Raw genomic sequence first — 20,670 nt, forward strand, 5'->3', positions numbered from 1 at the left:
ATACGGAGCAGCACCATGCGTAGCATCCTGTTTTTTTCCGGCCTGATACTCAGCAGTAGCGTGCTGGCCAATTCGGCAGATCCACAGGCATTAACTGCACAAGTTAAAGCCTTATGGCAAGCCAAAGATATGCAGGCAGCACAGGCATTACTAACGCCTTTAGTCACTAAAAAAACCAAAGATGCACAACTGCTGGCCTTGCTGGGGCAAACCGAAGCTCTGTTAAACAACGCTGACAAAGCAGAAGACTTGCTGGAAAAGGCCGTGAAGATTGATAGCAACAACGCTGACTACCAGCACTGGTATGCCACGGTAAGCTGCAACTTGGCAGCTTCTGCCAGTATGTTAAGTGCGTTGGGGCATGCTAAGCGTTGTAAAAAAGCCTACGAAACCGCGCTTAAACTGGCACCGGATAACCCGCGCAGCTATATTGCGCTGGGCAGTTTTCTCGCCCAGGCCCCCGGTATTGCCGGTGGTGATAAAGACAAAGCCTTGCAACTGGCTGAGCAGTTAAAGCAGATTGACCCCTTACAAGGGGCTTTATTACAGTTAAATGCATCTGATTTGCAGGATGACGCTGTGTTTAATGCGCTTTTAGCCAAAGATGAATTGCTAACACAGCGGCCGGAAACCTACCTGCAGCGTGGTGTTGCCTTTTCCCGCGCTGATGAGCATACCAAAGCAGTCGCATTATTTGACCAGGCATTGACCATGCCAGCAAGCGATGATGAAGCCGCCGCTGCACAAGCACAGGCACTGTACCAAATTGGTCGCTCGGCAGTAAAAGGCGGCATAGCTGTTGATAAGGGCATTAGCGCTTTGCAGCAGTTTATCGCTCAGCAGCCAGCAGCGGATAATATCGACTGGGCAAAATTGCGTTTAGGCCAGTTATATATAGCGCAGCAGCAACAGGCTAAAGCAGAGGAAATTTTAAAACCACTGCTGGCATCAACACAGGATAAAGAGTTAAAAGGTGAGCTGCAAAAGCTGCTCTGATACACTTAGGGCCTTAGTAGCTTAAGGCCTTTTTTATGACCCGCCCTGTACCTCTTTCTATAACGCGCCCTGTGCTTGGTGCCATTCATCATGTGGCGATAATTTGCAGTGATTACGCCCGCTCAAAGCAGTTCTATACAGAGCTGTTGGGTTTAAGTGTTATTGCCGAAAACTATCGCCGCGAGCGCGATTCATGGAAGCTCGATCTTGCCCTGCCAAACGGCAACCAAATCGAGCTATTCAGCTTTCCAAACCCGCCAGCAAGGCCAAGCAAACCCGAAGCACAAGGCTTGCGCCATCTGGCGTTTGTGGTAGAGAGTGTTGCAGAGTTTGCCGATTATCTAACCGCGCAGGGTGTAGCAGTAGAACCAATCCGCATCGACGAATTTACCGGCAAAGCTTTCACCTTCTTTCAAGACCCCGACGGCCTGCCGCTGGAGTTGTATCAGCGCTGATGCACGGGGCATTAGAGCTCCGAGTTAACCATGATCAGTAGACACCTTCTATAGTTAGATATCGCCCTTGGGGTCGGGTATTCAACGAATCACTGGTCAAGGCTGTTACGGACTGAGGTATAACATGTTTTATGTTGTTTTGATTAACTGTTTGGTTGTTGCGACAGCAGTACTGGTACATTACGAGTTTTTGGTTCGCTTATCGTCTGTTATCCCTAAAATGCAAATAAAACATCGCTACAAAATTGTGTTTGGCGTATGTGGTGCTTTAGTGGCACATATGGTTGAAATTTGGCTGTTTGCCCTGGCGTACTATTTGATGCACAACGCCGAAGGTTGGGGAGAACTTACCGGTAATTTTAACGGCAGCCTGATGGATTGTGTGTATTTTTCTTCTACGGTGTTCAGCACTGTAGGCTTTGGTGACATAGTGCCGATGGGGGATTTACGTTTTTTAACCGGCATTGAATCGCTAACCGGGCTGGTACTGATTACCTGGACGGCGTCTTTTTTATTTTTTGAAATGCAGCGCTACTGGGGTACGCACTAATACATAACGGAGGCTTTCGGAAAAGTAGTAGCCCGGTTGGTTGACAGATAATAAACCTGCTACTGTCGCTTTGAGGCCAGCAATAAGCCGGTCTATGGCAACGCCGTTTTGGTTTGTTGATACTCGGCAATAGCGTTATTTAACTGCACCATAAAATTAGGTTCTTTTTCTAAAAAACGTTTACTGATGTAAATGGCAAAAGGTAACTCCCGCATAGTTTTAAACTGATAGTTCTGCAACGGGTAGCTGTTTTCCTGAATCACGGTTAGCGCAGTTTGTTCAGGTAGCATAATGGCATCTACCCGGCGATTATTTAATAAGCGGAATAGATCCCGAATATTGTTTGGCCCACCAGCAACGCGGTAGCCTTGCGCTTTTAACCATAGATAAATATTGCTGTTAATTTGCGCCGATACAATAGCGCGGCTGGCAAAGTTGCTGCTATCGGGCGTAAGAGTTTGCTGCTGCGTTAACCACACCCAGGTCCAGCGGGTAATGCTTACCGGATCTGAGAATACGGCCATGCTGTTGCGTTCGGCATTTTCTGAGGCTAAAAATAAACCGTCGATTACATTGTTCTGCAAATCCAGCACTGCGCGGCCATAATTGGGCACCAGTGAAATATTAAAATCACGCTGTAGTTGCTGCATAATAAACACAAAAGCGTCATAACCTTCGCCTTGATATTGGCCATCCTCAACATAGGTGTAAGGAGGGTAGTCAGGCATGGCCATGCGCAATACGGCTTTTTCTGACGCGGCAGCGGCGAAGCCGACAATAAAACAACAAAAACACAGTAAGTGCCGCATTAAAAGCTAAACCTTATGGTTGCTGATTGCCGGTAAAGCTTAGTTTATTAACATAAATTTGACTAGTAAAGCAGAGGGGCTTTGTGCCCCTCAGGCTTGCACATTATCAGCCGGCAGTGACCTGGGTTGGCTCGATATCTTCACTGGGGTAGCAACCTAATACCTTAATAAACTTCGTGATTTTATTCAGCTCTTCTAGAGCGCGGGTCATGGCGTAGTCGTTCAGATTGGCAAATACGTCGACGTAAAACATCTCTTCCCACGGGTTACCGTTAATAGGCCGCGATTCCAGTTTGCCCATACTGATACCATGTTGCTTTAACACCAGCAGCGCATCTACCAGCGCGCCGGGTTGCTGGCCGGTGTACATAATAAAAGTGGTTTTCGCCGGTATGGCTTTGGCCACTGTCACCGGTTTGCGCGCCACTACAATAAAACGGCTGACGTTGTCTTTCTGGTTAGCTAAATCACGGGTAAGCACTTGCAAACCGTATAGCTGGCCGCCTTCTTCGCCGCCAATGGCTACCACTGTTGGGTCTTGCTGCTGCTTAATGCGGTTAAAGGCGTCGGATGAGCTGTCGCAGTATTCAATTTTCACCTGTGACAAACCTAAAAGATACTGGCTGCACTGGGCAATAACCTGCGGGTGAGCGCACACCTGGCGGATTTTGCTTAAATCTGTGCCCGGTAAACCGAGCAGGCAGTGGGCGATAGGGTGGGTTAGCTCGCCAACAATAGACAACCGGGTATGTTGCAGTAAGTCGTACACCTCGTTAATACTGCCCGATGAGGTGTTTTCAATCGGCAGCAGGGCGTAATCAGCATGGCCGGTTTCAACCGCCTGCACTATTTCGTTAAAGCTGTCGCAACCTTGTTCAATAATACGCTCGGCGCGGCGGGTAAAATACTTTTGTGTTGCCCAGTAACTGTATGAGCCCTGGCCGCCCAGAAAAGCTACCCGTACTGCCGGGCTGTTGGTGCCGTTTAGCTGGCCCTGAATTTTGGCCTGTTGTTGCAGCACTGAGTCTTCAATAATGACATGGTACAGCCGGGTTACGTATTGGGCGTCCAGCGCTAATGGTTTGCCTTGCTCAATCAGCGACAGCAGTAGCTCTTGCTCGCGCTTTTGGTCACGTATTGGTTTGTTTTGTGCCAGTTTGGCGTCGGCTACAGCCAGTGCCAGCTGCCGCCGTTTTGATAATAAAGCCAGCAATTGCTTGTCGGTGTCAGATATTGCGTGGCGTATTTCATCCAGTTCCATGTTAATTCTCTTTGTCTGAGCTAAAAGTAAGCAAAAAAAAACCTCCCGGCGTGGGAGGTTTCAGGTATTACTGCGCGCGCAGCTCACCGCCTCCCGTGTAAGGTGGTAAAGCGAAAAAAGCTGAGCGCGGTGTTAAGTATTTTCATGGCGTCTAACATAATCCGTCTGGATGGCTAAAGTCAACCCTGAGGTGTCAGCAGCAGCTGATATTTTTTCTCACCGGGTAAAAACGGCAAGGCCACTTCGTTTAACCAGTATTGATGATCGCCACGGTAAAACGGCGAAAGCGGGTGGCCAGACTGACCTGCCGGTATGGTTAAAATACCTTTATGTTCTTGCCCCGGCGCTACCACCATACGCTGCGACTGGCCAAAACCAGGGCGCTGCACCCTTGGCATATGGCTGTCGCCGTTAAGCTCTGTTGCTGGCATATTAAGCCAGCCACCCAACATTGGTATAGCTGCGGATAGCGGGTGATGTATACGGGCCTGATTAATGTAACCCCAGTTACTCTCGTTGATGCTGCCGTTGTCCTGCTGCAGTTTTTGCTTACTTTGTAACACGGCAGCCAGCAGTAACTCATCCCAACTGCTGAAGTTTGCCGGTAAGGTATCAGTGCGCCGCTGTTGTAACATGACCCAAAGTGGCGTTTCCAGTGAGTATTTCAGATCCCGGCTGCGGGCGCCGTGCTGCTCCAGATACGCTGACAGCGGGGCAAACTGCAACTCAAGTAATTGCAGGCGAAACGCCCGTACCAGGCTGTAACCAACGGCATCAACACTGGCACTTTGTGAGCTGGTTAGCACATGTTGACGGTATGACTGCAACTGATGTTGTTGCACAGTGTCGTTGTCCAGCACCTCTAACAACAACTGTTGCCAGCGCTCCAGCATTAATGCACGGTTATCCAACTGGATGTTATGCAGTGCCTGTTCATCGGCACTATGTAACGTGTTCAGGCCTTGCTGAATTTGCCAGCCTCTGGCGCCTAAGTCGTAACCGCCATTGCCAATTAACTGATAGTCAGCTGCGCCAATAACACGCGAATTTGCCGTCCATAGCCGGTTACTGCCGGGGTTTAATAACTGTGGCTGGGCATCTGGCGCTATATAACCAAACCAACCGTATTCAGCGTTGCTCCAGTCTTGTGCGGTATCCAGATCCGGCAGGTTGCGTTTAGGTACACGGCCCATCAGGCTCCAGCCAATATTGCCTTTATTGTCGGCCACCAGCAGGTTCTGCGTGGGTATGCCAACCTGTGGAGCCAGTTGCAGGGCCTCTTGCGCTGTTGCTGAAGTTTCCAGCTGCAGCAGGTTAAAATTAACCGCTTCAATATCATATGCTACCCAGCGCAGGGCATAAGCCGGGCTGTCGCCAAAGCGCACCAACGGCCCCCAACGGGTTTGTGCCAGTTGCAAGGGCTGATCAGGCCCGTTGGCAACTTTAATGGTTTCGTACACATATTCCAGTGCCTGCCAGCCGTCGGCGGTTAAGTAGCGTTTGCCATCGTCTGACAGTTGCAGCGCTACCAGATCGTGCCAGTCGGCGGTGCTGTTGGTAAACCCCCAGGCAATATTACCGTTAGAGCCCACTACAACAGCGGGGGTGCCGGGCAACGTAAGGCCGGAAACCGTGCGTAGTTGTGTGCCATCGCGCCAGTTTAGCTGGGCTTTATACCAGGTGCCGGGTACGCGAATACTCAGGTGCATATCGTCAGCCAATATAGCGCTGCCATGGCTGGTTAAACTGCCGGCTACGGCAAAGTTATTACTGCCAATATCGGTGGCATCTTTTACTGCACACAGGTTGCAGGCACTCTGGCTGTTAGTTAACAGTTGTGGATAGGTTGAGGCGGGCATAGGTATGGCTTCAATCTGGCTGTTATCTATTGCGGCCTGCCAGATATCAGAATGTTGCTGTAAAAAGCGATACCATTCATCCGGCACGGTTTGTTTTAATATGGTCATTGCATAGTCGTCGCGGCCCAGTTTGCCCTGTAAATCCAGATACATGCTGTAAATAACTAAAAACGAATCAGCCTCTTGCCAGGGTGTTGGTGTTTGCTGTAGCACGGTGTATTCAAATGGCGGCCGGTTAAGGGCTGCTAGGCCCTCATTAACACCACGGCTATAGTTGCTCAGCAGCTGTTTGTCCTCAACAGGCAGTGTAGCCAGCGCCTGGGTGGCCCGGCTGCGAAAGCGGTGTTGGCGCAACGCCTGATCGGCCTTTAGTGCGCGTTTGCCGAACAGTTCGGCTAGTTCGCCGGCGGCATTGCGGCGCAGTAGATCCATTTGAAAGAACCGCTCCTGCGCATGAGCAAATCCCAGTGCAAAGGCGGCATCGCTGCGGTTTGCGGCATGGATGCTAAGATAACCCAACGCATCGCGTTCCAGCCTGGCGGTATTACTGATACTGCTTGGCTGAGTGCCATCATAGCTTGGTAAGCTCAGGTACAACACGGCATAAATTGCCGCAGCGGCGAGGGCCAGCAACAAGGTTAATATGGCAAGGATCCATTTCCACCAATTCATCTTTTTGTGTCTCTGGTATAAAATCAAAAACTTAGCATAACGGAGACTACGCACAATGTCACAAAAAGTAAAAGTCTGGGATTTTGCCGTCCGGTTTTTCCACTGGAGCCAGGTACTGTTGCTGGCCGGGTTGTGGTACACCGGTGAAGAAGGTTTAATAGCGCAGCATCAGTTACTGGCGTATACGCTGCTGGCGTTGGTGGTGTCACGGCTGGTTTGGGGTTTTGTGGGCAGTAAAACCGCACGTTTTAGCCAGTTTGCCGCCACACCTGCTGCGGCTGTGTATTACCTTCGTAAGCCTTATGCTGTGCAAGGGCATAATCCGGCGTCTTTTTATATGATAGTGCTGCTGATTGTGTTGGTACTGGTGCAACTGCTCACCGGGCTTGCCACTTTTGACAACAGTTATATGAGTGACGGCCCACTGGTGCGCCTGTTACCGGCAAGCTGGGTCGACATTGCTTCGGATATTCATAAGATCAATATTAATATTCTTTTGGCGGCGGTGGCCGTGCATATTATTGCGGCACTCTGGCACAGTGCGCGGGTACATAATGTGTTGTGGGTCATGGTTACCGGCAAGGATAATACAGCAAGCACAGATGCTGGCGGTGTAAAACACAGTACGGTTTACTTTATTCTGTTTGGGCTATTATTGATGGCGTTGTATTTCTGGCAGGGGCACAAATTGCTGGCGCTGCTGTAAACAGCGCCGTGTCGCTATTAGTTTTTGTAGTCGTCGTGGCAGGCTTTGCAGTTGCGGGCAAAGCTGCCAAAGGCTTTACGCACCTCGGCCTGATCCATGCTGTCAGCCGCCGATTTTAATGCCAGTGCATCAGTTGCCAGCTTTTCGCCACGGCTTTGAAAATCGCTTAGGTTCTTCCACACATCAGCTTTGGCATCGCCACCGCCTTGTTCGGCTCCCGGTACAGTAAAGGCTTCCCAGGGTAGGGTTGTTAGCGTAGCCAGAGCGGTAGCGCGTTTGTTGACACGCTCTGCATCGTAACTGACGTCGCCTTTTAGCATATCGGCAATGTCGGCCATATTATGGCGGATCAGCTGAAATGCAGATTGACGGTACGTAACACTGTCTTTAGCTTCAGTAAAGGCGCTGCCGGCAAAAGCAGAGGTAGATAGCAGTGATACTAAAACGACAGTTAACAGGGGTTTTTTCATTGTTTCATTCTCTTTTGATGAATTAACATGCAATAATGATTGCGTCGTGTCGTTATAGAAAGCGATATCTTGCCAATAATCAATAGTTTTTTCAAAATCAGGCAGAGTAGTGAAGGACGTAAACTTTATTAAACCAACAGGAATGGACTCGCTGGGGCGCAAATTTGCGCTGGTGGTATTTCTTGCCATCGTTACTGCCGGTTTTGCCATAGGCTATGCGGTTATTTTGCTGCAAGAAGCCAATGAATTCGAGCAACAACAAGTTGCTCTGAAACACAGCGCGGCAAACCATGCCTTGCAGCTGAATAAAAACTTTTTGCAAAAAGAACAAAAAGCCATTGCCGCAAATCAGGTGATAAGCCGCAGCCTTGGCATGGCACAGCTGTCGGGGCCGACCACGATAAAAGCCGCTGCTGATGGCAGTATTCGCGTGCAGGATGATTACTCCGGCGCTTTTGTCGCCGCGCAAAACTACAATACCCGTGTTGCTGGCCTGTTTGATAAAACCGGCTTGTTGTGGCAGCAGCTTTCACCGTTGATGCTGCAGGAGTTTTTTAACTTTTATTTTATTTCCAAAGAACAGTTTATCCGTATTTCACCGGCTGACTGGGCGCTGCAGGTAAGCAGCCAGCATGATTTTAATCAGGATCTGTTTTACAACATTGCCACACCAGAGCAAAACCCGGCACGCCAACCGCGCTGGACGCCACTGTATTACGACAATATCTGGAAAAAATGGATGACCAGCCTGATCATTCCGGTTTATGTCAATGATGAGTTTGTTGGTGTTACAGGTACGGATTTTATTCTGCAGGATATTCTGGCCATGTTGCCGCGCCAGGAAGGCCGCCATAGTATGATTTTTGACAGCCAGGGCCAGATTATTAGTTCTGCCGGGCAGTTTTTGCGCACCGATCCGCCAATGAACACCCCTTTACAGGCCGATGAGGCCGGTGCCGATAGCCTGAGCCAGTATGCGCGCCAGTATGCGGCCAATCCACGACAAGTTATGCAGGCACAAGCTCTGGCGCCGGAAAAGCTTATTGCGACAGATGTTGTCGAGCGTGCAGACTGGTATGTGAGTGTTTATGTTGATAAAGCCGATATTTCTACCGCTTTTAGTTCAGTACGCTCGCGGCTGGTACTGGTATTTACTGCTGTGGCGCTGCTGGTGGCATTGTTTTTACAGCTGATTATTTATCATTTTATTTTAAAGCGGATCAACCGCTTGTCCGGTGCTATCAGCCGCCTGTCACGCGGCGATATGGAGCAGGTGCAACTGGATACGCAGAACGATGAGATAGGTTTGCTTAATCAGGCGTTTGGCCGTATGTCTGATGAAATATCTACCTTAGTTAGCGGTTTAAATGCCCGGATAGAAGAAAAAGAGCAGGCAGAGCGCTCGGCCAGAAAACTGAGTAAAGCGGTGTCTTTTTCCAGCTCAGGTATAGTGTTAACCGATCAGTTGCTGCGTATCGAGTACGCCAACCCGTTTCTGACCGAGATGATTGGCACTACAACAGAACAAATACAGTTACAGCCGCTTGGCAGTTTATTTGCCGAAGAAATGCACCACGTGGCAGAGGAAATTCAGCAAACGCTGGCTGAGCGTCAACACTGGCGTGGTGATATGTTGTTGCAGCATGCTGAGCGCCAGTTGTGGGTGTCTCTGGCGATAGCGCCTATCCGTGATGAAAAAGGCGGTATCAGTAACTATGTCTGTGCCATGCAGGACATCTCCTTTATTAAACAAAGCCAGAAAAAGATGGAGCAACTGGCCTATTACGACGTGCTGACCGGGCTGGCTAACCGCAGTTATTTCCGTGACCAGTTGCGTAAAGCCATCGCTATGTCGCACCGCGGCTACTACAGTTTTGCGTTGTTGTATTTTGATTTGGATGAATTTAAACGTATTAACGATACCCTGGGACATGATGCCGGTGACGAATTATTAAAAGAAGTGGCCAAGCGGCTGATCAGCCGCTTGCGCGAAGAAGATACTATTGCCCGGCTGGGCGGCGATGAATTTGCCGTTATTTTAAGCGGCATTACTGACCGGGGCCAGGCGTCCAGCATTGCCGCTAATTTACAGCAGGCTTTTGCTGCGCCGGTAAAACTGGGTAACCATGAAGTATCTATCAGTGCCAGTATTGGTATTACAGTAGCGCCGGAAGATGCCTCAGAAGAAGAACTGCTGCTAAAACATGCTGATTTAGCCATGTATGAAGCCAAAGCCCGCGGTAAAAACACCTTCCACTTTTTCAGCCATGACTTAAACGAAGCGGCCAATGAACGATTGCTGATTGAAAACCAATTGCGTGAAGCCATCCGTGAGCATCAGTTCCTGCTGTATTATCAGCCAAAAATTGATATTCGAGATAACAGCATTGTTGGCTATGAAACCTTACTGCGCTGGTTACGGCCGGACAATACCCTGGTGCCGCCGCTACGGTTTATTGGCGTGGCCGAAAGCACCGGGCTGATCGTGCAAATTGGCGAGTGGATTATCTGGGAAGCCTGCCGGTTTTTATCACGCCAGCATAGCCGCGGCCACAATGTTACCTTGTCGATTAACTTGTCTGTGCGGCAGTTTAAGGATGATAACCTGCCGGAAATTGTCGAGCGGATTATACTGCGCACCGGCGCTAACCCGGCGTTTTTAATCTTTGAAATTACTGAAAGTATGTTGATGGGTGACACCGATGCGGCTATTAACCAGTTAAATCAGTTAAAGCGTCTCGGGGTGTCTTTATCTATCGATGACTTTGGTACAGGCTATTCTTCGCTTAGTTATTTAAAGCGTTTTCCGGTAGACGAGCTGAAAATAGATCGCTCGTTCGTCAAAGATATTCCCGATGATCGTAACGATATGGATATTGTTGCTGCGATTATCGCTATGGCGCAAAAGATGAATCTTCGCGTAGTAGCAGAAGGGGTAGAAACTGCCGAACAAGTTGAATTTCTAAGAAAAAATGCTTGCTACCAGGTTCAGGGTTACTACTTCAGCATGCCATTGGCTGAGCAGGAGCTTAGTCGCCTGAACTATGTTGTTAACAGTTAACCCTTAATTCAGGAACATGTTATGACTTCAGAGCGTTTGTCGCTGTTAAGCGCAGCGCTGTTGACGGTATTTGCCGCCAGTAGCCACGCCGACCAGACCAGCCCCTTGCAAGGTATCCAGGATAAAACCCCCAATTTAATCGCCCTGACCGGTGCCACGGTCTATACCGAACCCGGTAAAAAACTGGAAAATGCCACCGTATTAATTGCCGATGGCCGCATCAGTGCGGTAGGCACCAGTGTAAAGGTGCCAGCGGGCTATCAACAAATTGATGCCAGCCGCTATACGCTGTATCCGGGCTTTATCGACCCTTATACCCAATATGGTATTGAGGCAGCCAAGCCAGCCAAACCCGGCAGCTATCGTGATGCGCCGGTGTATAAAAATGAGCGCAAAGGTGGCAATGCCAGCAATGACGCCATTCATGCCCAGCAGCGTTGGGTAAGTGAATTTAAGCCTGATGCCAAAGCTGCAGAGGCTTTACGCAAACTCGGTTTTACTGCCACGCAGTCAGCCCGTTTTGATGGTATTTTCCGCGGCCAGGCTTTTGTCAGCTCCTTAGGTGAAGGTTTACCAAATCAACTGGTACTAAAAGCTGATGGCCCGCAATTTATGGCTTTTAGCAAAGGTTCGTCAAAGCAAAGTTACCCGTCATCGTTGATGGGCAGTATGGCGCTTATCCGCCAGACATTAAGTGACGCCAACTGGTACAGCCAGGCTTACGGTAAAACCGATGTGCGTTATTTTAACCAGCCGGTTGAATTTAATGTGGCACTGCAAAACCTGGCCAATATTAACCAGCAAGGCGCGGTGTTTGAAACCGGTGACGACAGATCCTTACTGCGCGCTCACTTGTTGTTAAATGAGTTCAAACTGAACAATGCCGCTATGGTGGGTTCTGGTTTTGAATATGTGCGGCTGGATGAAATTAAAGCCACCGGGCGCAGCCTTATTTTACCACTTAACTTCCCTGCGGCGCCTGCGGTAGAGCAGGTGGCCGATCAGCTGGATGTGAACCTGGCCGATTTACGCCACTGGGAGCGCGCACCTGCAAACGCTGCGGCCCTGGCGCAGGCTGGCGTGCCTTTTGCACTAACCACCTACAAGTTAAAAGACACTAAAGACTTCTGGCCTAATTTACGCAAAGCCGTGCAGTATGGTTTATCTGCCGACACCGCTTTGGCTGCATTAACCACAGTGCCAGCCCGTTTGAGTGGCGTAGCCGACAAGCTGGGTAAAATTGCCCCTGGTTATCAGGCCGACTTAGTGCTGGCCAGCGGCGATTTATTTGCTGATGGCGAAATTGTGGCCACCTGGGTGCGTGGCCAGCAGCACAATATTAAAGCCATAACCCCGGTAGACTTTGCCGGCGATTACCAACTGTCTGTTGCAGGTAAGGCTGTTAAAGTTACCTTAACCGGCCATGCCGATAAACTCAGTGGCTCTGCCGTGTTACAGGCTGGCGGCGCTGCAGCAAAAAGCGTCAAGTTAGAGCATATTCACAGCCAACAGCAACTGTTGCAGTTTAACCTGAATCTGGCTGAGCTTACCGGCGATAAGCAGGTAGCGCAGTTTAGCGGCAAGTTAGCGGATAACAGCCTGACAGGTAAATGGCAGCTTGGCAGCAGCACCGAGTTGGTAACGGCACAGCGTCAGCCGCTGACAGAAAGCCCGGCCAAAACCGCAGCCAGCAAGCCAGACACCGTGATGCTGTCTAAATTAACTTTCCCTAACCGAGCTTACGGCTTACCGGTCTTAGCTAAACAACAGAATGTGCATATTAAAAATGTCACAGTCTGGACAGCAGAAAAAGACGGTATCCTTGAAAATACCGACGTGATAGTGCGCAACGGCAAGTTCGATAAGATTGGTCAAAACTTGGGTACGCCAGGTGGTTTTGACGTTATCGACGGCACCGGCATGCACCTTACGCCCGGTATTATCGACGAGCACTCGCATGTCGCTATTGAGGCCGGTGTCAATGAAGGTACCGATGCAGTAACCTCAGAAGTGCGTATTGCTGATGTAATAAACCCGGAAGATATTAACCTGTATCGTGGTTTAGCCGGTGGTACTACTACCGCACAGCTGCTGCACGGCAGTGCCAACCCTATTGGTGGCCAGGCTCAGGTTATTCAGTTTCGTTGGGGCGAAAATGCTCAGGGGCTGAAAATGAAAGCCGCACCGCCAAGTATTAAATTTGCTCTGGGTGAAAACGTTAAACAATCTAACTGGGGTGATGCCTTTACCGAGCGTTATCCGCAAACCCGTGTTGGTGTTGAAACCACCATTCGTGATGCTTTTGTTGCCGCCAAAGAGTACAAAGCCAAACTGGCAGCTTATGACAAACTGTCTAAACGCCAGCGCGAGCAGGTAGCGCCGCCACGTATTGATTACCGCTTAGAAGCACTGGTAGAAATTCTGGATAAGCAGCGTTTTATTCATACCCACTCTTATGTAGCGTCAGAAATTCTGATGTTGATTGAGCTGGCCGATGAGATGGGCTTTAACATCACTACTTTTACCCACATTCTGGAAGGCTATAAAACCGCCAAAGAAATGCAGGCCCATGGTGCCAGCGCTTCTACCTTTGCCGACTGGTGGGCGTATAAAATGGAAGTACAGGATGCCATTCCAACTAACGCCTGCTTAATGGCCGAACAGGGGATGAATGTCAGCATTAACTCAGACGATGCTGGTTTACAGCGCCGCCTGAACCAGGAAGCGGCTAAATCAGTGATGTACTGTGGTATGGACGAGCACGAAGCACTGAAAATGGTCACCATTAACCCGGCGATGCAGCTGAAAATAGACAAGGTTACCGGTTCAATTAAAGCCGGTAAGCAGGCCGATTTTGTGCTGTGGAACACCCATCCGCTATCGGTATACAGCCAGGCACAACAAACCTGGATTGAAGGTACTAAGTACTTCGATATCAATACGGATAAACAGCTGCAACAACAGCTGGAAGCTGAAAAAACTGCGCTGATCCAAAAAGTGCTGAGCGCAGATGACAGCGCTAAAGCCGGCAGCAAAGATGCTTACAAGCAGGATGAACCAGAATGGCACTGTGAAGATCAGGGCGACTGGTGGAACATCGGCAGTTATATTCACAGCCACGGCCATGGCCACAAACACTAAGGAGCAGCAGCATGAAACTTTCTAAAACCTGTTTAAGCCTGTTTGCTGCCTTAGCAGGCAGCCTGAGCGGCACACAAGCACTGGCGCACGATATGGTGCCGGGTAAAGCGGCCGAAGGCCCGTTACTGTTAACCGGCCTGACCATTCATACCGTAACCGATGGTGTAAAAACCGACAGTGATGTATTAATTGTGGACGGTAAAATTGCGGCTGTTGGCCAAAACCTGAGCGCGCCGCAAGGCGCAACGGTGCTGGCGCTGGACGGCAAACACCTGTATCCGGGCCTGATAGCCCTGGCTAACCAGCTGGGCTTAATTGAAATAGAGGCTGTGCGCTCTACCGACGATTCGCGTGAAGTAACCCAGACTAACCCGGATATTAAAGCCAAAGTGGGCTACAACGCCGACTCAGAGGTTATCCCAACCATTCGCAGCAATGGTTTTGCCTACAGCATGATTTACCCGGACGGCAGTATGCTGATGGGCCAGTCCAGCCTGATGCAGTTAGATGCGTGGAATTATCAGGATGCTGTAGTCGCTGACGGCACCGGTTTGCATGTGCGCTGGCCTAATGCCAGTACGCTGGGTTCGCGCTGGAACCCAAAACCGGCCGACGAAGTGCGCAAAGCCAATGCTGAGCAACTGGCTAAACTGCAGCAGTATTTTCAGGCAGCAAAAGCATATTATGATGCTGAGCAAGCCGGGTTAAACAGAGGCATAGACTCGCGCTGGCATGAAATGCTGGCCGTGTTTAAAGGTGAACGGCCACTGTTTGTGCATGCCGATGACGAGCGGCAAATTCGCCAGGCTATGTTGCTGGCTAAAGAGTACAACCTTAAGCTGATTATTGTTGGCGGCCGTGACAGCTGGCGCCTGGCCGATGAGCTGGCAGCAGCTAAAGTGGCAGTTATTTACACTGCACCTTATGGTTTACCCAGCCGTGGCGATGAAAACTACAGCCGGGCGTTTACCGTGCCGAAAACTTTGCAGGATGCCGGTGTTAACTACGCGTTGTCGCTTGATGGTTACTGGGATACCCGCAATCTGGTATTTGCAGCAGGCCAGGCCATAAGCTTTGGGTTAACACCAGAGCAGGCGTTACGTTCTGTTACCATTAATGCCGCGCAAATTGCCGGTGTTGCCGATAAAATTGGCAGCATTGAAGTAGGCAAAGCTGCCAGCCTGGTCGTGTCTGACGGAGATATTTTCGATTATCTGGGTCACAAGGTCACTCACTTGTGGATTGATGGCCGGGAAGTTGACTTAAACAACCGCCATAAGCAGTTACACGACAAATATAAGCAACGGATAAACTAAGCTGGATCTGTTGCCGTAAAGTCAGTGCCAGCTCATGCTGGCACTGTTGTTTTTAAAGGAAACCCTATGAAAAGCAAATTTATACCCGCTGCATTGCTATTGGCTGTAGTAGCCGGTTGTGCTGCTACGCAGTCATCAGATCCAGCCCCCGCTGCTACGGCGGCAAGCGCTAAAGCCATTGAAGCCCATATGCAGTTTTTGGCCGCGGATGAGCTGGCCGGGCGTGAAACCGGTAGTAAAGAGCATGAAATTGCCTCGTTGTATATTGCCACGCAATTACAGGCACTGGGCCTGGAGCCCGCAGGTGATAATGGCAGCTATTACCAGCGTGTGCCGCTGCGCCAGGCGCGTTTAGCACAGGAAAGCGCTAAATTTACCCTGCATACCGATGGCAAAGATACACAGCTTAGTTACCCCAAGGCCTTTTTTACCGGCCCGAGTTTGCAGTACAACCAAACCGACATTACCGCACCGCTGGTGTTTGCCGGTTATGGCATGGTATCGGAAGAGTTTGGTTTAAATGACTACGCTAATCTGGATGTAAAAGGCAAGATAGTCGTGCTGCTAACTGGCCGGCCGGACAGCCTGCCAAGTGAAGAAGCGGCGCACTTAAGCAGCCAGAAGACCCGTTTAGCAGCAGAGCGCGGTGCAGTAGGTATTATTACCGTGCACACCCCGGCTCAGGAAAAAGTGCGGCCTTATGCCAACAGCCTGTTGTATTTAAATACTCCGGGCATGGAGTGGCTGCAAGCCGATGGTACGCCGGCTGACAGCTTCCCGGATTTAAAAGGTGGAGCCTACGTGCATCATGAAGCCGCTGCTGCACTGTTTGCCAAAGCGCCGCAATCGCTGGCGGATATTTTTACCCAACTGGAAAACAAGCAAAACCCTGTGGGATTTCAGCTTGGTGTATCGGCTAGCTTAAGCCGTAGCAGCAGCCATGAAGATATTTCCAGCCCCAACGTTATTGCGGTATTACCGGGTTCGGATCCTGTACTGAAAGATGAGTACGTTGTGGTCACGGCGCACTCTGATCATATTGGCTACAGCAACGACTTACGCAACGAAGATAAAATTAACAATGGCGCCATGGATAACGCTGCCGGTGTGTCTATTTTACTGGAAACCGCGCGTTTATTTGCCCAGTTGCCGGTAAAACCAAAGCGTTCGATTTTGTTTGTGGTGGTAACCGGTGAAGAGAAAGGCTTACTGGGTGCCGATTACTTTGCGCATTTCCCCACCCGGCCAATAGATAAACTGGTGGCTAACGTTAACCTGGATATGCCGGTATTACTGTATCCGTTTGCCGATATGATCGCTTTTGGTGCTAACCATTCGTCGCTGGGTAAAGTGGTAGAAAACGCCGCGGCGAAAGAGGGCATAGCGCTAAGCGCAGATCCTATGCCGGAGCAGGCTATTTTTACCCGCTCAGATCACTATACCCTGGTGAAAAAAGGCGTACCGGCAGTATTTTTAATGACCGGTTTTAAATCGCAGGATCCAAAGCAGGATGGCGGTAAAATCTGGGCCAGTTTTTTTGCCAAGCACTATCATAAGCCATCAGATGATATTCCCAGCCTGATTAAAGACTACGGTGCAATCCGCTATGACGCTGGTGCGGTGTTTGCCAATATTAACTTTAATATTGCGCTGGATATTGCCAACACCACGCAGCGACCTTACTGGTTAAAAGACAGCTTTTTTAACGGCGCCGTTGGCCAGCCGTATAATCGTGAAGCGGTGAAGTAAGGCTCTACTCAACGACACTGATATAGAGAACCGGTTTGCTCTAAGCTAACCGTTGAAGCCCAGGACGGGCTGAGACGAGCCCCCAGGGATGGGTTTACGGCGTGTTAGCGTGAGCAAACCGGTTCGGCTTTACTGCGCAGGACTCTGATGTTCAGGATGTGGCGTCAACCACCAGCCCATTTAGTTTTAAAGCCCTCGGCCTGTAATAACTGCTCTACCAGCTCGCGCTTATCGCCCTGAATTTCAATCACGCCATCTTTTACTGCACCGCCACAGGCACATTTCTTTTTCAGTCTCGCTGCCAGCAACACCAGTTCGTCATGTGGTTTGGCAATACCGCTAATAGTCAATACCGCCTTGCCACCGCGGCCTTTGGTTTCGCGCCTTATGCGCACTGCGCCATCGGCAAAAGCTTCTGCCACCGGTTTGACTGCGGGTTTTGCATTTATTTTGCCGCTGTCGGTGCTGTACACCAGATTCGTATCGTCTTTTACTGCAGCAGTTGCACCTGCCGGGTTCATTTTTGCCTGCCAGTCGGCCAGTGAAATTTTATTGCCTGCCATAAGTGGGTTCGCTTACTTTACTTCGCTTACTTTACACAGCTGTCAGCTTAAACATCCACTTAAGCCGCGGCAACAATTTCCTTAACTTGTTGCCGACTGACTTGGTTTTTCAACCGCTTCTGGTAGAATGTTCAGCAACTTTTAGAAATCTGGATGGCTATAATGTCACGAGATGCTGTTTCTGTATCAGACTATGTTGCACACGCCGGTATACAGGCGTATCTGGACGACGTTTCACTGGCGGCTTTTGCTGAAAAAGTACAACAGCGCCAAACCGAACTGAAGGCTTTTTTAACAGCAACAACTGCGCCTGCGGTGCAATGGCAATATAAAGTGCCGGAGTTAGGCGAGGGCGGCGCTTGCTCGCTGTTTGGCCAACTGGCAGATGAGCCCTATGATTTAACGGCAATTTTGGGTGGGCAAAATGCGGCCAATCAGCATGCACTTACACAGCTAAGCCTTATTGCTGCATTTTACCGCGAACATTCTGCACTGGACTGGTTTGGTATTTATCAGGCCCGTGCCAACGGCGCAGGTGAGCTTGTGCTGGTAAAACTGGCTTATTATGGTGCGCCATCGCGCGCTGAATTTCCGTTAAATAGTGAATTTGCCAAAATCAGTAATAACAGCACGGTAGGTTTAAGCGGCAAAGCCAAAGTTATTAATGATGTGGCGGCTTATTTAGGCACAGGTGGCGAATATTACACCTGCGATCCTAAAGTGCAGGCTGAGGCTTGTTTGCCTCTGTTTAGCCAATCAGGCAAAATAGCCGGCATTGTCGATGCAGAAGATTTTAATAAAAACGTATTTACGGCGGATGCTTTGGCTTTACTGGTGGCGGTATGTTTAACCGTGCCGGCGTATTTACCATAACCGTAGCTTTTTTCATGCAACTTTAACTCAGGTAGAACACTATGTTTGCTCAGTTACAACCGGTGGCAACCGATCCAATTCTAGGTTTAATGGCAGCTTATAAAGAAGACACAAACCCGAACAAAGTAGACCTCGGCGTAGGGGTGTATAAAGACGAGCAAGGCCATACGGCGGTACTGAAATGCGTAAAAGAAGCTGAAGCGCTGCGCCTGAAGCAGGAAGACAGCAAAACCTATATCGGTATGGCCGGTGATTTGGGCTTTAATGCCCACATCGAAAAACTGGCGTTTGGCATTGGCCACAAAGTATTGCTGGCTAACCGTGTTACTACAGCACATACCCCAGGCGGCACAGGCGCACTACGCGTCGCGGCTGAGTTTATTAAAAAAGCTAACCCGAATGCGACTATTTGGGTAACCAGCCCAACCTGGGCTAACCATATCTCTATGTTTAAAGCCGCTGGCCTGAACGTAAAAGAATACACTTATTACGATTATGACACCAAAGGCCTGAACGAAGACGCTATGTTTGCCGAGCTTGCTACAGTGCCGGCTGGCGATGTAGTGCTGGTGCATGCTTGTTGCCATAACCCCAGCGGGATGGATTTAACCTTTGCCCAGTGGCAGCGTTTTACTGATATCGCCAAAGAGCGTGGTTTTACGCCTTTAGTTGATATGGCCTATCAGGGGTTTGGTACCGGCCTGGATGAAGACGCCAAAGGCTTGCGCTATCTGGCAGATAACGTTGATGAGATGATTCTGTGCAGCTCGTGCTCAAAAAACTTTGGCTTATACCGTGAGCGTATTGGTGCAGTATCTATCGTTGCAGTAGATAGCAAAGTAGCGGATGTTGCCAAAGTAAACCTGTTAAGTGTAGTGCGCAGTATTTATTCTATGCCACCGGCACATGGTGCCATTATTGTTGCCAATATTCTTGATAGCAATGAGCTAACCAGCTTGTGGCATCAGGAACTGGCCGAAATGCGTAATCGCATTAACAACTACCGCCAGCTGATTATCGACACTCTGGCTGCTGAAGGTGTACAGCAGGATTTCAGCTTTATTACCCGTCAGCACGGTATGTTCAGCTTTTTAGGTATTAACAAAGCGCAAATTGACCGCCTGCGCAGCGAATTCAGCATTTATATGGTGGGTTCAAGTCGGGTCAGTATTGCTGGTTTAAACCACAGCAATATTAATTACTTCGCTAAATCAGTGGCAACAGTATTAAAAGGCTAGGCTGGTTTTATACAGCAAAGTGAGTAAATAAAACGGCCTCTTGCGCCTTACCGCGCAAGAGGCCGTTTTGTTATGCAGCTATTTTACCTGTGCATCTATAGTCTGGCCGTTAACAGTAATGCTGTCGTCACTCATCAGATAAACATAAAGCCACATTAAATCCGCCGGGGTTTTTAACAGGTTAACATCTTCGCCCGGATAGGCACGGCTGCGCATTTTGGTGCGGGTCGCACCCGGGTTAATGCAGTTTATCCGCACGGTGCTGTTGTCATACTCATCTGCAATAACCTGCATCAGGCCTTCTGTGGCGAACTTAGATACCGCATAAGGACCCCAGAACGCACGGCCTTTACGGCCAACGCCGGAAGAGGTAAAAACGACAGATGCCTGAGCGGATAATTTTAGTGCCGGCATTAATGCCTGTGTCATCAGCATTGGCGCGGTGACATTAACCTGCATAATGTCTTGCCAGGTGGGCAAGTCAATATGTTCAAATGGGCTTAACACACCCAGAATACCGGCGTTATGCAGTACACCGTCCAGTTTGCCGAATTCAGCGGTAATAGTGGCAGCCATATCGCGGTAATGTTTCGCGGTAGCACCTTTTAAATCAAGCGGCACTATAGCTGGCTCTTTACCACCATTGGCCACTATTTCATCATAAACTGCGGTTAGCTTGCTGACTGTTTTGCCCAGCAGGATAACGCTGGCACCGAAACGGGCATAGGTTAATGCCGCTTCTTTACCAATGCCATCACCGGCACCGGTAACTAAAATTACTTTGTCTTTTAATGCATCTGTAGCTGCTTGATAATTGTGCATAAAATGTCACCTGTTGCTGCAAAAACGGCGAAAGCATACGCCCAAACGGGGCTATTTGCACCTTTCTTCGTTTATTCTGTATTTTTCAGCTAGCGATTTTGGTTGGTTTGAGTTAACTTTAACTGGTCG

General features: G+C 49.5%; 16 protein-coding genes. 10 read left to right on the forward strand and 6 right to left on the reverse strand.

Annotated features, from left to right (window positions below; translation table 11 throughout):
* Positions 1-15: 15 nt before the first annotated feature.
* From AR688_RS12655 to AR688_RS12665, 3 genes are all read left to right on the forward strand, one after another.
* Positions 16-996: a tetratricopeptide repeat protein gene (locus AR688_RS12655; RefSeq protein WP_068234296.1), complete on the forward strand. Its 981-nt coding sequence runs from the start codon at positions 16-18 to the stop codon at positions 994-996.
* 35 nt (positions 997-1,031) lie between these two features.
* The gene (gene gloA2, locus AR688_RS12660) at positions 1,032-1,451 is read left to right on the forward strand and encodes an SMU1112c/YaeR family gloxylase I-like metalloprotein (protein ID WP_068234299.1); all 420 of its coding nucleotides are present in this window, start codon (positions 1,032-1,034) and stop codon (positions 1,449-1,451) included.
* A gap of 124 nt (positions 1,452-1,575) precedes the next feature.
* The gene (locus AR688_RS12665; protein WP_068234303.1) at positions 1,576-2,001 is read left to right on the forward strand and encodes a potassium channel family protein; all 426 of its coding nucleotides are present in this window, start codon (positions 1,576-1,578) and stop codon (positions 1,999-2,001) included.
* A 92-nt stretch (positions 2,002-2,093) separates the two neighbouring features.
* Here AR688_RS12665 and AR688_RS12670 read toward each other — a convergent pair whose 3' ends face one another.
* The 3 genes from AR688_RS12670 to AR688_RS12680 all read right to left on the reverse strand — a co-directional run bounded on the left by AR688_RS12670 (position 2,094) and on the right by AR688_RS12680 (position 6,602).
* The gene (locus AR688_RS12670; RefSeq protein ID WP_231732062.1) at positions 2,094-2,810 is read right to left on the reverse strand and encodes a substrate-binding periplasmic protein; all 717 of its coding nucleotides are present in this window, start codon (positions 2,808-2,810) and stop codon (positions 2,094-2,096) included.
* Positions 2,811-2,916: 106 nt separating this feature from the next.
* Entirely contained in the window at positions 2,917-4,071 is a 1,155-nt protein-coding gene (locus AR688_RS12675) for a chorismate mutase (RefSeq protein ID WP_068234305.1), read from the reverse strand.
* Positions 4,072-4,250: 179 nt separating this feature from the next.
* Positions 4,251-6,602, reverse strand: a complete 2,352-nt coding sequence (locus AR688_RS12680; protein WP_068234308.1) for a penicillin acylase family protein — start codon at positions 6,600-6,602, stop codon at positions 4,251-4,253.
* Positions 6,603-6,657: 55 nt separating this feature from the next.
* On the opposite strand from AR688_RS12680, the gene AR688_RS12685 reads away from it, so the two are divergent.
* Positions 6,658-7,308 carry a cytochrome b/b6 domain-containing protein gene (locus tag AR688_RS12685; RefSeq protein ID WP_068234315.1) on the forward strand — a complete coding sequence of 217 codons (651 nt, stop codon included), beginning with the start codon at positions 6,658-6,660 and terminating at the stop codon, positions 7,306-7,308.
* A 17-nt stretch (positions 7,309-7,325) separates the two neighbouring features.
* Here AR688_RS12685 and AR688_RS12690 read toward each other — a convergent pair whose 3' ends face one another.
* Entirely contained in the window at positions 7,326-7,778 is a 453-nt protein-coding gene (locus AR688_RS12690) for a c-type cytochrome (protein ID WP_068234318.1), read from the reverse strand.
* A 109-nt stretch (positions 7,779-7,887) separates the two neighbouring features.
* Between AR688_RS12690 and AR688_RS12695 the strand changes: the two genes are divergently transcribed.
* From AR688_RS12695 to AR688_RS12710, 4 genes are all read left to right on the forward strand, one after another.
* Positions 7,888-10,839, forward strand: coding sequence for a bifunctional diguanylate cyclase/phosphodiesterase (locus AR688_RS12695; RefSeq protein WP_068234321.1), 2,952 nt, complete (start codon positions 7,888-7,890; stop codon positions 10,837-10,839).
* A gap of 21 nt (positions 10,840-10,860) precedes the next feature.
* Positions 10,861-13,980, forward strand: a complete 3,120-nt coding sequence (locus AR688_RS12700; RefSeq protein WP_068234327.1) for an amidohydrolase family protein — start codon at positions 10,861-10,863, stop codon at positions 13,978-13,980.
* 11 nt (positions 13,981-13,991) lie between these two features.
* Positions 13,992-15,296, forward strand: coding sequence for an amidohydrolase family protein (locus AR688_RS12705; RefSeq protein ID WP_068234329.1), 1,305 nt, complete (start codon positions 13,992-13,994; stop codon positions 15,294-15,296).
* Between the two features lie 66 nt (positions 15,297-15,362).
* Positions 15,363-17,045 (forward strand): M28 family metallopeptidase, encoded by a 1,683-nt coding sequence (locus AR688_RS12710; RefSeq protein WP_068234332.1) that lies wholly within the window; start codon positions 15,363-15,365, stop codon positions 17,043-17,045.
* A 164-nt stretch (positions 17,046-17,209) separates the two neighbouring features.
* On the opposite strand, the gene AR688_RS12715 is transcribed toward AR688_RS12710, so the two are convergent.
* Positions 17,210-17,608: a translation initiation factor gene (locus AR688_RS12715; protein ID WP_082694769.1), complete on the reverse strand. Its 399-nt coding sequence runs from the start codon at positions 17,606-17,608 to the stop codon at positions 17,210-17,212.
* Positions 17,609-17,770: 162 nt separating this feature from the next.
* Between AR688_RS12715 and AR688_RS12720 the strand changes: the two genes are divergently transcribed.
* The gene (locus tag AR688_RS12720; protein WP_068235863.1) at positions 17,771-18,481 is read left to right on the forward strand and encodes a GAF domain-containing protein; all 711 of its coding nucleotides are present in this window, start codon (positions 17,771-17,773) and stop codon (positions 18,479-18,481) included.
* 41 nt (positions 18,482-18,522) lie between these two features.
* Positions 18,523-19,719 carry an amino acid aminotransferase gene (locus AR688_RS12725; RefSeq protein WP_068234335.1) on the forward strand — a complete coding sequence of 399 codons (1,197 nt, stop codon included), beginning with the start codon at positions 18,523-18,525 and terminating at the stop codon, positions 19,717-19,719.
* A gap of 78 nt (positions 19,720-19,797) precedes the next feature.
* On the opposite strand, the gene AR688_RS12730 is transcribed toward AR688_RS12725, so the two are convergent.
* Positions 19,798-20,541, reverse strand: a complete 744-nt coding sequence (locus AR688_RS12730) for a YciK family oxidoreductase (RefSeq protein ID WP_068234338.1) — start codon at positions 20,539-20,541, stop codon at positions 19,798-19,800.
* Between the last annotated feature and the right edge of the window lie 129 nt (positions 20,542-20,670).

Origin of the sequence: Rheinheimera sp. EpRS3, assembly GCF_001513785.1 — a bacterium.
Lineage (GTDB): Bacteria > Pseudomonadota > Gammaproteobacteria > Enterobacterales > Alteromonadaceae > Alishewanella.

Excerpts from the sequence above, each read along its gene's own strand:
- AR688_RS12710 (WP_068234332.1), top strand. The coding sequence starts at position 15,363 with ATGAAAAGCAAATTTATACCCGCTGCATTGCTATTGGCTGTAGTAGCC.
- AR688_RS12685 (WP_068234315.1), top strand. The coding sequence starts at position 6,658 with ATGTCACAAAAAGTAAAAGTCTGGGATTTTGCCGTCCGGTTTTTCCAC.
- AR688_RS12730 (WP_068234338.1), bottom strand. The coding sequence starts at position 20,541 with ATGCACAATTATCAAGCAGCTACAGATGCATTAAAAGACAAAGTAATT.
- AR688_RS12720 (WP_068235863.1), top strand. The coding sequence starts at position 17,771 with ATGTCACGAGATGCTGTTTCTGTATCAGACTATGTTGCACACGCCGGT.
- gloA2 (WP_068234299.1), top strand. The coding sequence starts at position 1,032 with ATGACCCGCCCTGTACCTCTTTCTATAACGCGCCCTGTGCTTGGTGCC.
- AR688_RS12705 (WP_068234329.1), top strand. The coding sequence starts at position 13,992 with ATGAAACTTTCTAAAACCTGTTTAAGCCTGTTTGCTGCCTTAGCAGGC.
- AR688_RS12670 (WP_231732062.1), bottom strand. The coding sequence starts at position 2,810 with ATGCGGCACTTACTGTGTTTTTGTTGTTTTATTGTCGGCTTCGCCGCT.
- AR688_RS12715 (WP_082694769.1), bottom strand. The coding sequence starts at position 17,608 with ATGGCAGGCAATAAAATTTCACTGGCCGACTGGCAGGCAAAAATGAAC.
- AR688_RS12675 (WP_068234305.1), bottom strand. The coding sequence starts at position 4,071 with ATGGAACTGGATGAAATACGCCACGCAATATCTGACACCGACAAGCAA.
- AR688_RS12725 (WP_068234335.1), top strand. The coding sequence starts at position 18,523 with ATGTTTGCTCAGTTACAACCGGTGGCAACCGATCCAATTCTAGGTTTA.
- AR688_RS12700 (WP_068234327.1), top strand. The coding sequence starts at position 10,861 with ATGACTTCAGAGCGTTTGTCGCTGTTAAGCGCAGCGCTGTTGACGGTA.
- AR688_RS12690 (WP_068234318.1), bottom strand. The coding sequence starts at position 7,778 with ATGAAAAAACCCCTGTTAACTGTCGTTTTAGTATCACTGCTATCTACC.
- AR688_RS12680 (WP_068234308.1), bottom strand. The coding sequence starts at position 6,602 with ATGAATTGGTGGAAATGGATCCTTGCCATATTAACCTTGTTGCTGGCC.
- AR688_RS12665 (WP_068234303.1), top strand. The coding sequence starts at position 1,576 with ATGTTTTATGTTGTTTTGATTAACTGTTTGGTTGTTGCGACAGCAGTA.
- AR688_RS12655 (WP_068234296.1), top strand. The coding sequence starts at position 16 with ATGCGTAGCATCCTGTTTTTTTCCGGCCTGATACTCAGCAGTAGCGTG.